Genomic DNA, 13,356 nt, shown 5'->3' with positions numbered 1-13,356 from the left:
TCGAAGTGGGGCCCCGTTTCCGCGCCGGCGCCACCCGTTGACAACAGGACGGCACGCTCCGTCGAGAACCATTCCCTGACCCGGGTGAACGCTCACACCTGCCGGACTTCGGTGGTCCCGGTAAAGACCTTCGAGGTCGGCCGGTCCGGGTCCGCACTGATGACGAAAGCGCCGGCGTGGGTGTGGTCGGCAGCCGAGAAGCCGACGTACACCTCGATCTGCCCGGCCTCCACCGCGTAGGCCATGCTCCGGTCGTAGAAACCGAGCTGGCCGGTGGGGAGCGCGAACCGCACCGCCACCCGCTGGCCGGCGGCGGCCTCGACGCGGGCGAAGGCCTTCAGCTCCAGCACCGGCCGGGTGATCGTGGCCTGCGGGTCGCGGACGTAGAGCTGCACGACCTGCTCCCCCGCCCGGTGTCCGGTGTTGGTGAGCGTGACCTCGACACCGACGCTGTCCCCGGCGCGGACCTCGGCGCTCTCCACCGTGGCGTCCTCGATCGCGAACGAGGTGTACCCGAGGCCGTGGCCGAAGACGTATCGCGGCGCGACCGGCGAGTCCACGTAGTCGCCGTGCCAGTGTGACCGCCCGCCGGACACCTTGTGGCCGTAGAAGACGGGGATCTGGCCCACTCCGCGGGGGTACGAGATCGGCAGCTTTCCGCTCGGGTTGACCTCACCGAGGAGCACCTCGGCGATCGCCTGCGCCCCGGTCTCCCCCGGCAACCAGGCCATCAGCACCGCGGCGCACTCCTCGTGCAGGAAGTCACTGCCCACCGGTCGGCCGGCGACGAGCACCGCCACGACGGGTGTGCCGGTGGCGACGACGGCACGGACCAGCTCTTCCTGCACGCCCGGCAGGTCCAGACTGGACCGGTCCCGCGACTCGCCCGTGGTGGCCCCGGGCGTCAGCCCCGAGCGGTCCCCCAGGACCAGCACCGCGACATCGGCGGCCGCGGCGGCCGCGACCGCCTCGGCGAACCCCTCGGTCGACGGGTCGAGCACGTCACAGCCCGGGGCGAAGCGCAGCCGGTCGCCCAGCCGCGCCGCGAGTTCGTCCCGCACCGTCGGCACACCGTCGGTGCTCTCGTCAATCTCCAGATCGTCGGGGATCGTCATCATCTCGCCGAGCAGGCCGCGCCGCTTGCGCGCCTCGACCAACGCCTCGATGTGGGCCGCGAACGAGTAGTCACCGAGCAGGTGTCGGGCGTCGTCGGCGTTCGGGCCGATGAGAGCGACAGTTCCGGTTCCCGCGAGCAGCGGCAGGACGCCGTCGTTCTTGAGCAGGACGAGGCTGCGGCGGGCGATCTCCAGCGCCACGTTCCGGTGCCGCTCGGCGTTCGCCGACGTCGCGGCCGCGTCCTCGTCGACGTACGGGTTCTCGAAGAGCCCGAGTTCAACCTTGTGCCGAAGGACCCGTGCGACCGCCTCGTCGAGCCGGGCCTCGCTGACCTCGCCGGCGTCCAGGGCGTGGGTGAGGGCGTCCGCGTACGCGTCCGTCGCCGGAAGCTCGACGTCCACGCCCGCGTCGAGGCCCACCGTCGCGGCCTGCTGCTTGTCCTGCGCGAAGTGATGGTACGAGTGGAGATCGTTGACGGCGAAGTAGTCGGAGACCACGCTGCCCGTGAAGCCCCACTGCCCACGCAGGACGTCGTCAAGGAGTTCGCGGTTGGCATGGCACGGGACGCCGTCGAGCTCGTGGTAGCCGGCCATCACCGACTGGAGCCCGCCGTCGCGGACCGCCGCCTCGAACGGATACAGGTACACCTCGCGTAGCAGACGCGGCGGCAGGTGGGCCGGCGCCCAGTTCAGCCCACCCTCGGACGCCCCGTAGCCGACGAAGTGCTTGGCGGTGGCGAGGACGCCGTCGTTCAGGTCTGCGCCCTGCAGGCCCCGGACGAACGCCACCCCCATCCGGGACACCAGGTACGGGTCCTCGCCGTAGGTCTCCTCGGTCCGGCCCCACCGTGGGTCGCGCACCACGTCCAGCACCGGCGAGAGCCCCTGGTGGCTTCCCATGGCGCGCATCTGTGCGCGAACGGCGTCCGCCAGCTGCCGATTCAGCTCCGGCGCCCAGGTGCTCGCGACGCCGATCGCCTGCGGAAAGATGGTCGCCTCGCGGGCCATCACCCCCGAGCAGACCTCCTCGTGCACGATCGCCGGGATCCCCAGCCGGGTCTCGCTGACCAGGAAACGCTGGATCGCGTTGGCGGCCCGTGCCACCTGCGCTGCCTTCAGGCTGGTCGCGCCCGCGACGCGGGTCACGTGCCCCAGGCCGTGTCGCAGGATCGGCCGGGCCCGCTCCGCCGCGAACCGCCCGCCCTCCAGCAGTGTGAACGCCCACGTGCTGCCCAGTTGCGCGAGCTTCTCCTCGCGGGTCATCCGGGCCAGCAGATCCGCCACCCGTTGGTCGACGGGCGCTGTCGCGTCCGCGTAGGTCGCCTCGGTCTCCGGCTCAACAGTGGTCACCCGGTCACCCCAATCACCGCGACAAGCTGGTCTTTCGGCCGGGGCGGCAGGACCCGAAGGGGATGCCGGCCAGACATTGATCCAGGCGTCGTGTTCCCTTACGTAAACGTAATCGGTAACGTTTACATAGATCGAGAACGTAATCGAAGACGATCACCTTGTCCAGAGCTCACAGTGCCTCCACCACCCCCTCGGTCCTGGCGTTCGGGCAGTGCCGCCGGCGTCGGACCTGCACGAAGGGAGCCAGCCCTGAACACCCACCCCGACAGCACTCCGGAGAACGGCGTGCACACGGCCCGCCTGACAGTGGACCCCCGCCGACGCGTCGCACCGGTGCCACGTCGACTCTTCGGCTCGTTCGTCGAGCACCTGGGTCGCTGCGTCTACACCGGAATCTACGAGCCGGGGCACCCGACCGCCGACGCCGACGGCTTCCGGGGCGACGTCCTCGCGCTGGTGCGCGAGTTGGGCGTCACCACGGTCCGCTATCCCGGCGGCAACTTCGTCTCCTCCTACCGCTGGGAGGACGGCGTTGGCCCGGTCGACAAACGACCGGCCAGGCTCGACCTCGCCTGGCACAGCCTGGAGACCAACGCGTTCGGGCTCGACGAGTTCATGCGGTGGGTCGGCAAGGCCGGTGTGGATCCGATCATGGCGGTCAACCTCGGCACCCGTGGCACCGCCGAGGCCGTCGACCTGCTCGAGTACGCCAATCACCGCGGTGGGAGCCACCTCGCCGACCAGCGCCACGACAACGGCGCTGTCGATCCGTACAGGATCAAGCTGTGGTGCCTGGGCAACGAGATGGACGGCCCGTGGCAGGTGGGCCAGCGCAGCGCGACCGAGTACGGGCGGCTCGCGGCGCAGACCGCAAAGGCAATGCGCCGCTTCGATCCCGATCTCGAACTCGTCGCCTGCGGCTCCTCACACCTCGGTATGCCGACCTTCGGCAGCTGGGAGCGCGACGTGCTGACCGAGGCGTACGACGACGTGGACCTGATCTCGCTGCACGCGTACTACCAGCCGGTCGACGACGACCTGGCCAGCTTCCTCGCCTCGGCCGAGGACATGGACAGGTACATCGACGCCGTCACCGCCATCGCCGACTCGGTCGGAGCGATCCGTCGGTCCACCAAGAAGATCATGATCGCGTTCGACGAGTGGAACGTCTGGTACCAGTCCGCCGCCCCGTCCACGCCGCCCAGCGGCGAGGACTGGCCGGTCGCGCCGCCGCTGCTGGAGGACCACTACAGCGTGGCCGACGCGGTCGTCGTCGGCGGCCTGCTCATCAGCCTGCTGCGGCACAGCGACCGGGTGAGCGCGGCCTGCCAGGCCCAACTGGTCAACGTCATCGCACCGATCATGACCGAGGTGGGCGGCTCGGCCTGGCGACAGACCATCTTCCACCCCTTCGCCCGCACCGCCCGGCACGCTCAGGGCACCGTGTTGGACGTGCTGCGCGAGGGGAGCACGACGACCACCGACCGCTACGGTGAGATCGACGCGGTCGACGCGGTCTCCACCTGGGACGACAACACCGGGGAGATGACCGTCTTCCTCGTCAACCGCGCCCTTGAGACCCCGGCCGAGGTGACCATCGACGTCGCCGGCGCCCAGGTCAGCGCCATCATCGAGTGCGTCACCGTCGGCGGCACCGACCTGCACGCCAAAAACACGGCCGACGGTCCGGACCACGCCGCGCCACGCCCCAACGGCACGGCACGCGGCGCCGACGCCAGCGTCCAGCTCACTCTTCCGCCGGCGTCCTGGACCATGCTGCGCCTGCGGGCCACCGACACGACCCCGTGATCGGCTGACGAACGGTCCCGGACGTGCCCCGGCCGCGCACACCCTGGCTTCACCAGGTGCGCGCGGCCGGGGCTTCCCCACCACAGGGAGTACGGGTCCAGCCTGGGACTAGCGGGCGTCGACCGGATCGCTCCGGGAGTCGTTGAAGAGCTTGTCGCCCTGGTAGCGGGCGACCACCGGCGCGTTCAGCTCACCGTGGACGGTCTTCTTCAGCCGAGCGACACCGTGGTGCACCGGGGCCGACCCGAGGTGCGTGTCACCCGCGTAGAAGTCGACGGTGCCGGAGGGTGCCGACGTGCTGGTGCTGACCGTGCCGACCGTCGCGGTGGCGGTGACCTTCGTGAGGTGCGACAGGCCCGCCGGTGACGTGGTGACGTCGAGATCGGTGGTGGTGGCCCGGAACGTCAGGGTGCGCAGGTAGTGGTTCAGCAGCGGACGCCACACGTGCCAGGTGTGCACGCCCGGCACGTTGTACTCGTCCAGTTCGACGCCGGCGGCCCGCAGGGCGGCGGCGTTGCGCTGCGAGTTCTCGGCGATGTTGCCCAGCCGGTCCTGCAGCCCGGTGCCGATCATGATGCCGCCGGCCACCGACTTCATGCTGTCGACCTGGGCCTGGGTGGCTGCCGGGCCGCCCGCGCTCCAGGCCGCGTGGTAGCCGAACAGGTCGGTGTGGTTGTACATGATCGTGTACGCCCGGCTGCCACCTGCGGAGAAGCCGGCGAACGCGCGGTCCTGCGCCCGGGTCGAGACGCGGTAGTTCTGCTCGACGAACGGGAAGATGTTGTTCCGCAGTTCGTCGACGTAGCCCTCGTTGCCACCGGGGAGGCCGTTGAAGTCCGTGGACACGATCACCATGGGCTGCGCCGCCCGGTCCTTGATGGCGTTCTCCAGGATGAGGTGGGCCACGCCCTGCATCGTCCAGGCGGTCGAGTGGTCGCCGCTGCCGTGGCTCAGGTAGAGGGTCGGGTACGGCGTGGCCCGGTTGGGGTCGTAGCCGTGCGGCAGGTAGACGACGATGTCGTGGACTCCCGCCGGGTTGGTCGACAGCGGCGAGGTGTACCGCCGCGACTCCAGCCGGCCGATCTTGGCGACCGGCGCCTGGTAACCGGTGTCGTACGTCGGGAACTTCCTACTGGCCGGGACGTAGATCGTGCTGCGTACCGCGCCGGGCGCTCCCGGGTACTGCGGCTGGATCTGCCACCGGTTGGCGGGGTCGTCGTGCAGGGCACAGCCGGTGGCGAGTTCGTTGGCGCAGTCGTGCGTGAACGCGTAGCGGAACGTGCCCGCCGGCAGTGGGGTGGTGAAGGTCCAGACCCCGTCCGGGCCCTTCCGCATTGCCTGCGTGTGCCACGGGGTGGCCGCGACGTCGCCGGGTTGCCACTCGGCGGGCGGCCGCGCGTCGCCGCAGTCCTGACATCCGATGTTCTCCGGTCGGGAGTAGAACCAGTCGCCGTAGACGTGGACCTGCTGGACGTCCTCGGGCGCCCGGTACCGGAAGGTGACTGTGTACCCGGTCGGGGGCTTGTCGGTGCGGGTGACGGTCGGGCCCAGCGGCGGCGCGGGCGGTGCGGCCGAGGCCGCCGGGGCTGCGACCGATCCGGCCGTCACTGTGACGGCGGCGAGCAATGCGAGCATCAGCCGGCGTGTCGGTGCCGGCATCAGGGGACGGGGAAGTGCGACGGGCATGTTCCTGCTCCCTCTTCGGCGTGTGGTCAGACCGCACCGAGCGGCCGACCGACCATTCGATGGTGAGGTGAAGGGATACCAGTAACGAGCGATGCAGCCATGCGAGCGCTAACATCGCTCCCTGTCAAAAACAGAACCATGAATTGCATTGACGGTCAAGACGGAAATCGGAGCGGAGAATCGCGTCCAAACAATTCGGGCGCGCTTCAGCGGCACCAGGACAACTGGCGCGCGAATTCTCTGTCGGGTCAATTCGTCAAGGAATTCGCGCGCCAGTCGCAGGTGGCCCGGAAACGCGCCCGGAAGAGGCCAGCAGACGCTGTTATGCGACCGCTGGCTGCAACCTCCCGTCGACTCGGCGGGAGATGGCGGTGTACTCGTCGCGCAACTCCTCTGGGAGGACCCAGGCCGGGGCGTCCTGCCACGCCAGCGGGCGGAGGAACCGTCGGATCGACGTGGCGCCCACCGACGTGTGCACGGCGTTGGTCGACGGCCACGGTCCACCGTGGTGCTGAGCCCACGACACCCGGACACCGGTGGGGTAGCCGTCGAAGACGATGCGACCCGCGCGGGCGGCGAGCACGTCGACCAGTCGGCGTACGACGTCGGCGTCATCGCCCGGTCCGCGGTGGAGCGAACCGGTCAGCGACGGCGGGACGGTGGCCAGCGCGGCGTCGAGGTCGGCGGCGTCGTCGTAGCGGACCACGATCAGGAGCGGGCCGAAGCACTCGTCGGCGATCTCGGCGGTCAGGCCGGCGAGGTCGACCTCCAGGAGGGTCGGCGCCACTGTGAAGCCCGCGCCGGGTTCGACCTTCGGCCTCGCCGACACCCGGGCGCCGGCCCGCTCGAACTCCGTGGAGCGGTTCTCGTACGCGTCCCGGATGCGCTCGTTGAGCAGGACCGTGCCGCCCGACGCGTCGACTCTCGCCCGCAGCGCGTCGACCAGGCCGTCACCACCCGGATCCGACGGAACGAACGCCAGGCCGGGCTTGGTGCACAACTGACCGCCCGAGTTCGTGAAGGAGCCGAACAACCCCTCGGCGATCTGGTCTGCTCGGGCGGCGGCCGCGTCGGGCAGGACGACGATCGGGTTCACGCTGCTCAGTTCGGCGTACAGGGGAATGGGGTCGGGTCGTTCGTCGATGGCCGCCTGGATGGCACGGGCGGCGTTGACCGAGCCGGTCAGGGCGGCCGCGCGGATCGCCGGGTGACGCACCAGCGCGCGACCGGCCTGCTCCCCGTACACGGCCGCGACGACACCCTCGGGCCCGCCGAGGTCGCGGACGGCCGACTCGATCGCGGCGGCGGAGGCGTGTGAGGTCAGCGGGTGCGACGGGTGGGCCTTCAGGATCGTCGGGCACCCGGCGGCGAGCGCGGCGGCCGTGTCACCGCCGGCGACCGAGAAGGCGAACGGGAAGTTGCTGGCCCCGAAGACCGCGACCGGTCCGAGGGGTACCAGCATCCGCCGCAGGTCCGGGCCGCGGCCGAGCGGTGTGTCGGCGGCGTGGTCGATGGTGGCCTCGACGTACGCTCCGTCGCGCAGCACCTCGCCGAACATCCGGAACTGCAGCGCCGCCCGGGTGAGTTCCTGGTCGAGTCGCGCGTGGCTCAGCCCGGTCTCCGCCTCGGCGGCAGCGACCAGATCCACCCGACGGGACTCCAGCGACGCGGCGATCGCGTCCAGCAACTCCGCGCGGCCGAGCCTCCCGCGCGCGGCCAGCCACTGCGCCGCCGGGGACGTCTGACCGGCGATCACCTCCAGCCGGGACTCGTCGGTCTCGGTGAGCTCCGTCGCGCGACGCTGACCGTCGCGCGGATCGACAGTGCTGACCACGTTCACAGCAGTCCTCTCCTTACCAGATTGCCCATGAGATCGCGGACGCCGAAGTGCCAGGGCTCGCACTCCTCCGCGTGCCGCACCCGGTTGACCAGGGTGCCGAGCGCCGGGCAGCTGATCCGTACCACGTCGTCGACCTTGTGGGTGAAGCCCTCACCGGGGCGGTCCCGGTCCTGGATGGGCGCGAACATGGTGCCGAGCATCAGTGCGGCGCCGTCGGGATAGTGGTGGTGCGGCCCGATCAGCTGCCGGACCAGCTCCTCGGGATCACGCGACATCTGGGTCATCTCCGAGACCGCCTCGAGGTGGAAACCGTCCTCGCCGCGAACCTCCAGGCGCACCTCGAGTTCGCGTACCCGATCCATGCCGAACCGGTCGTCGAAGAGCCGGATCAGGGGGCCGAGGGCGCAGGAGGCGTTGTTGTCCTTCGCCAGGGGAAGCAGGAGCGCCGAGCGGCCCTCGATGTCGCGCAGGTTCACGTCGTTGCCGAGGGTGGCGCCCACGATCCGGCCACTGGACTGGACGATGAGCGTGACCTCGGGTTCCGGGTTGTTCCAGGTCGACGCGGCGAGCACGCCGACGGGAACGGCGGTGCCGACGGCGGAGAGGATCTGCCCCTTGGTGAAGATCTCGGCGTCCGGGCCGATGCCCACCTCCAGGTACTGGCTCCACATGCCCTCGGCGACCAGCAGGCTCTTGAGCCGATCCGCCTCCGGCGAGCCCGGCTCCAGGCTGTGCAGGTCGACACCGACGTCGGCGAGCATGCGGTGCCGGATGTCCGCCGCCAGCGCAAGGTCTCCCCGCGCCCGTTCCTCGATCACCCGCTCGATCATGGAGATCGGGAAGGTCACGCCCGCGGCCTTGAGCGCCTGGAGGTCGACCGGGGCGAGCAACCAGGGCCGGCCACGGTCCCGGGTCGCCGCCCCCGTGTTGGCCAGAATCTCCCCGAAGCCGCCCACCCTCGGCCCGTCGAGCCCGGCCACCGTCGCGGCGGGATCGGGCAGCTCGCAGATGTCGCGGACGGTCGGGAACCGGTGGCTGATGTCGATGACCTCGCCGTCGCGGACGATCACCGGTGAGGGTCCATCGCCGGACGGGTCCCAGATCCGGCCGATGAGGACGCTGTCGGCATCGTCCGGCAACGCTTCGGCGGCGGTACCGACCCAGTCCGCGGCCGCGGCCGACCCCCGGGGCCGTGGCAGCGTCATGAGGCGCTCTCCAGGTTGAAGAAGGACCGCTCGTCGCGGGGACGGATGTCGAAGACGGCGTCCTGGAACATCCGCAGCGGGTGCGGTGTGAACGGATGCTGCTCGATCGCGGTGAGATCCACCTCGATGCCCAGGCCGATCCCGGTCGGGATGAGGATGTCGCCGTCGTCGGTCAGCACCAGCCGCTCGTTGGTGATCTCGGGACGCCAGGGCACGTCGGTCGCCATGATCTCCAGGTACCGGAAGTTGGGCAACGTCGCCCCGAGTTGCAGCGTCGCGGCGGTGCTGAGCGGACCACTCGGGTTGTGCGGCGCGAAGCCCACGTAGCTCGTCGCGGCGAGCGTGGAGATGAAGGCCAGCTCGGCGATCCCGCCGGCGTGCGTCACGTCGGGCTGGACGAAATCGACCGCCTGGCGGGCCAGCGCCGGCGCGAAGCCCTGTCGCCCGTACCACCGCTCCCCCGCGGCGATCGGCACCGGCGACGCGCGACGGATGTCGACGAGCGCATCGAGGTTGTCCGGTGGGCAGGGCTCCTCGAACCACACCGGGTCGAACTGGGCGATCTCGTTGGCGACCTTGATGGCGTGGCGGACGTCGAAGCGGCCGTGCCCCTCGACGAACAGCTCCACCTCGCGGCCCACCGCCTGACGAACGGCGTCGATCTGGGCCAGCACCCGGTCCAACTGCGCGGTGGTGATGGTCAGGTCGTAGTTCTCGAACGGGTCCCACTTGAGGCCCCGGAAGCCCGACTCCACAGTCCGTCGCGCGGCGGCCGCGTAGTCCTCCGGCGTGACGGCACCGGAGAACCAACCATTGGCGTACGCGCGGACCCGGTCGCGGGTCGCGCCGCCGAGAAGCCGGGAGACCGGTACGCCGAGCTCGCGCGCCGAGATGTCCCAGAGGGCCATCTCCAGCGAGCTCAACGCCGTCATGATCACCGGCCCGCCGCGCCAGTACCAGTCCCGCGCGGTCTCGTAGAGGATCTTCGAGATGCTTGTGGGATCCAGGCCCACCACCGCCTCGGCCAGCTCGGCGATGGCCCCCTGGACGGCACGTTCCTTGCCCTCCAGGGTGGCCTCACCGAGCCCGACGATCCCCTCGTCGGTGTGGACCCGCACGATGACGAGGTTCGTACGGTAGAAGTCGACGACCAGTGTGTCGACAGAGACGATCTTCATCTTTCGGCTCAACCCTTCACCGCACCAGCGGTCATGCCGGACACCACGTACTTCTGCACCAACAGGTAGAAGGCGACGGCGGGCAGCGTGAACAGGAAGGCGACAGCCATCACCGTCTGGATCGGTGTACCCAGTTCGCCGATGAAGTTCGCGATGCCGACGGAGGCCGGCTGCAGATCGGGGTTGAAGATGAAGGTCACCGCGAACACGTACTCGTTCCAGGCGTGAAAGAAGGCGATGACAGCGGTGGCCGCGATCGACGGCGCGATGAGCGGCACGTTGATGCGGGTCAGGGTGGTGAAGGGCCGGGCGCCGTCGGCGCGCGCGGCCTCCTCCAGCTCCTTCGGGATGCCGTCGATGGCGCCCTTGAGGATCAGCGCGACGATCGGCAGGACGAACGCGGAGTTCACCAGGACGAGGCCGGTCAGCGAGTCGAGCAGTTCGAAGCGGCGGAACAGCGCGAACAGCGGGACGACCATGAGCGCCTCGGGAAGCATCTGCGTGAACAGCAGCACGACGGTCAGCACGGCCTTGCCCCAGAACGAGAACCGGGACAGCGCGTAGCCGAGCGGGATGCCCAGGCCGACGGAGAGAACCATCGTGCCGACGGCGATGATCAGGCTGTTGAGCAGCCAGCCGGCCGCCTTGCCCTCGGCGAGCGCGTCCACGAAGACCCCGAACTGGCCGAGGTCGGGCGTGAGCCGGGGCTTGTCGGCGAAGAGGTCGCTGTTGCTGGACAGCGCCGTGACGAACATCCAGTACAGCGGGAACACCGCGACACCCAGCACGACGAGCACGGCGACGATCCGTGCGGTGACACCGAATCGGAAGCGCCTCATCGGACCTCCCCCTTCTCCACGGCACGGGCGACCAGTCGGCTGCCGATGATGACGATGAGCGAGATGACGACGCCGACCATTCCGATGGCCGCCGCCGATCCGAGTTCCTTCGAGTCGAACGCCTGCGAGTAGAGGTCGATGACGAGCGTCTCGGTGGCACCGACCGGTCCGCCCTTGGTCATCAGCCAGATCAGCTCGAACCGCCGCAGCGACCAGATCGTCATCAGCAGGGCCAACAGGCCCACTGTCGGCTTGATGACCTGCCAGGTGACCGCGCGGAAGGTGGCCCATCGCCCGGCGCCGTCCACTGTCGCGGCCTCGTTGAGGTCCTGCGGAACGGACTGCAGGGCGGAGAGCAGCACCACTGAGGTGAACGGGAACAGCTGCCAGATGGTAGTGGCGAGCACCGCCGGGAGCGCGTAGCGCGAGCTGTCCAGGATGGCGCCACCCGGCACGCCGAGCCCGACCGCGTCGAGGAACCGGTTCACGATGCCGTACTGCGCGTTGAGCATCCAGGTGGCGATGAGCGCGACCGCGATGCCCGGAGCGGCCCAGGGGACGGTCACCAGCGCCCGCGCCACGCCCCGGCCGCGGAATTTCCTGTTGAGCAGGAGCGCGACGGCGAGTCCGGCGCCGATCGCGACGACCACACAGGTGATCACGTAGACGACGGTGATCAGCAGGGTGCGGTGGAACTCGGGGTCGCCGAAGATCCGGTTGAAGTTGTCGAGCCCGACCCACTCGCTGCGGGTGGGGTTGAGCAGCCTCGTCCTGGTGAAGCTGAGATACACCTCCTGAACGAGGGGTACCGCCTGGAAGACGAGGATGAACAGGGCGGCGGGTGCCAGGAAGAGGTACGGCGTCCACTTGCTGCCCAGCGGGCTGGGCCGACGCCGGGGCCGGCCTGGGGTTGGTGTCTTCGGTGCTCCGGTCTGCTCGACCACAGTCATCGGATTCGATCCTTCTGGGGGAAGGACGCTGCCGGCGCACGGATCGTTGCGCCGGCAGCGTCGCCGTGTCGAGCGGTCAGCGGACCAGTTCGCTCGCCTGCTGCTGGGCGCGATCCAGGGCCGACTTGAGGTCGGCCTTGCCCTGCAGTGCCGCGACCACGTTCTGCACGACCACCTTGCGGATGTCCGGCGTCTTGGCCTCGAACCCCAGCACGATCTGCGGCAGGCTGGTCTCGGTGAGTCCGTCGAAGACGGGGAGGAACGGGGTCGCCTTGAGCGCCTCCGCGCTGCGCTGCGTGGTGGTGGCCACGCTGCTCGCACCGAGGATCTCCTGCAGCTTGACCTGGTTCTGCGGCTCCAGCGCCCACTTGATGAAGGTGCCGGCCTCGTCCTTGCCCTCGCTCGCCTCGTTGATCACGATCGGTGCGAGGATCGCGCCCTGCTTGCGGACCGGGAACGGGATGGGCGCGACGTTGAAGTTCAGCTTGGCGTTCTGGCCGCGGGTGGCGGTCACGTAGCCGCCGTTGTTGAGTTCCATCCCGACCTTGCCCTCGGCGAACATCCGCCGGAAGGTGGCCGCGTCCGCTCCGCGCGGGATCACGTTCGCGTCGTACAGGTCCTTGAACGCCTGCAGGCCCTTGAGGTTCTCCGGCGAGTTGATCGTCAGGTTCTTGCCGTCCGACCACGCACCGCCAAAGCCGTAGACGTAGTTGAAGATGTCCTGCCAGACACCGGCCTCCTCGGCCTCCGTCTGACGGAACGCCAGGCCGAAGACGTCACCCTTGGTCAGCGACTTCGCGGTGGAGGTGAACTGCTCGTAGGTGGTCGGCGGCGTCGGGATCAGGTCCGCGTTGTAGAACATCGCGTAGTTCGACGCCTCGAAGATGACGCCGTGCCGGACACCGTCGTGGACCATGAACTGGTCCGGCTGCTTGAGCAGGTCGTACTTGCTGGCGTCGATCACCTTGTCCAGCGGCGCGATGAGGCCGGCGTCCGAGGCCGCCTCGAACTCGGGCATGTCGAAGCGGACCAGGTCGGGGCCCTTGCCGCTGCCCATCTGCGTGAGCACGGTCTGGCCGAAGGTCGGGTACGGCACCGCGGCGGCGGACACCTGGACCTTGGTCTGGCTCTGGTTGAACTCGTCGAGCCACTTGGTCAACAGCGGCCCGCGACCCGGGTCGCCGAAGGTCGAGGCGGCGAAGGTCAGTTTGGTGACGCCGTCGCCGGAATCGCCGTCCGAGCCGCAACCGGTCAGGAGGGCGGCGACCAGGCCGAGGGCACATGTCGCCCTGGCGATGCCGAAATGAGCGCGCTTATTACCCATCGTTACTCCACTGTTACGTGTTGGCATCGAACCGATTAAATTGCAACGATCGTAGCGCCA

Annotated in this window: 9 protein-coding genes; 1 reads left to right on the top strand and 8 read right to left on the bottom strand. The window is 69.5% G+C overall.

All coding sequences use genetic code 11. The features are described 5' to 3' along the window. Positions 1 to 92 precede the first annotated feature (92 nt). Positions 93 to 2,465 carry a glycoside hydrolase family 3 N-terminal domain-containing protein gene (locus tag FB453_RS25425; RefSeq protein ID WP_222431409.1) on the bottom strand — a complete coding sequence of 791 codons (2,373 nt, stop codon included), beginning with the start codon at positions 2,463 to 2,465 and terminating at the stop codon, positions 93 to 95. 285 nt (positions 2,466 to 2,750) lie between these two features. Here FB453_RS25425 and arfA point away from each other — a divergent pair, with 285 nt between their 5' ends. Continuing rightward, positions 2,751 to 4,274, top strand: coding sequence for an arabinosylfuranosidase ArfA (gene arfA / locus FB453_RS25420; RefSeq protein ID WP_145794226.1), 1,524 nt, complete (start codon positions 2,751 to 2,753; stop codon positions 4,272 to 4,274). A gap of 108 nt (positions 4,275 to 4,382) precedes the next feature. Here the strand turns inward: arfA and FB453_RS25415 are convergent, their stop codons facing one another. The 7 genes from FB453_RS25415 to FB453_RS25385 all read right to left on the bottom strand — a co-directional run bounded on the left by FB453_RS25415 (position 4,383) and on the right by FB453_RS25385 (position 13,296). Beyond that, positions 4,383 to 5,960: an alpha/beta hydrolase-fold protein gene (locus FB453_RS25415; protein ID WP_145794224.1), complete on the bottom strand. Its 1,578-nt coding sequence runs from the start codon at positions 5,958 to 5,960 to the stop codon at positions 4,383 to 4,385. A 322-nt stretch (positions 5,961 to 6,282) separates the two neighbouring features. Continuing rightward, positions 6,283 to 7,800, bottom strand: coding sequence for an aldehyde dehydrogenase family protein (locus tag FB453_RS25410; protein ID WP_145794222.1), 1,518 nt, complete (start codon positions 7,798 to 7,800; stop codon positions 6,283 to 6,285). After that, positions 7,797 to 9,005, bottom strand: coding sequence for a fumarylacetoacetate hydrolase family protein (locus FB453_RS25405; protein ID WP_145794219.1), 1,209 nt, complete (start codon positions 9,003 to 9,005; stop codon positions 7,797 to 7,799). The genes FB453_RS25410 and FB453_RS25405 overlap by 4 nt, the downstream gene beginning before the upstream one ends. Beyond that, on the bottom strand, positions 9,002 to 10,183 hold the full coding sequence (locus tag FB453_RS25400; RefSeq protein ID WP_145794217.1) for a mandelate racemase/muconate lactonizing enzyme family protein: 1,182 nt from the start codon (positions 10,181 to 10,183) through the stop codon (positions 9,002 to 9,004). Before FB453_RS25400 ends, FB453_RS25405 begins: the two co-directional genes overlap by 4 nt. 8 nt (positions 10,184 to 10,191) lie before the next feature. After that, positions 10,192 to 11,022: a carbohydrate ABC transporter permease gene (locus FB453_RS25395; protein WP_145794216.1), complete on the bottom strand. Its 831-nt coding sequence runs from the start codon at positions 11,020 to 11,022 to the stop codon at positions 10,192 to 10,194. Next, positions 11,019 to 11,972, bottom strand: a complete 954-nt coding sequence (locus tag FB453_RS25390; RefSeq protein ID WP_145794214.1) for a carbohydrate ABC transporter permease — start codon at positions 11,970 to 11,972, stop codon at positions 11,019 to 11,021. Before FB453_RS25390 ends, FB453_RS25395 begins: the two co-directional genes overlap by 4 nt. A gap of 76 nt (positions 11,973 to 12,048) precedes the next feature. Continuing rightward, positions 12,049 to 13,296 carry an ABC transporter substrate-binding protein gene (locus tag FB453_RS25385; protein ID WP_186718529.1) on the bottom strand — a complete coding sequence of 416 codons (1,248 nt, stop codon included), beginning with the start codon at positions 13,294 to 13,296 and terminating at the stop codon, positions 12,049 to 12,051. Positions 13,297 to 13,356 lie beyond the last annotated feature (60 nt).

The sequence above is a fragment of the Micromonospora sp. CNZ322 genome (assembly GCF_007827755.1).
This window is presented reverse-complemented; position numbering and strand designations above follow the sequence as displayed.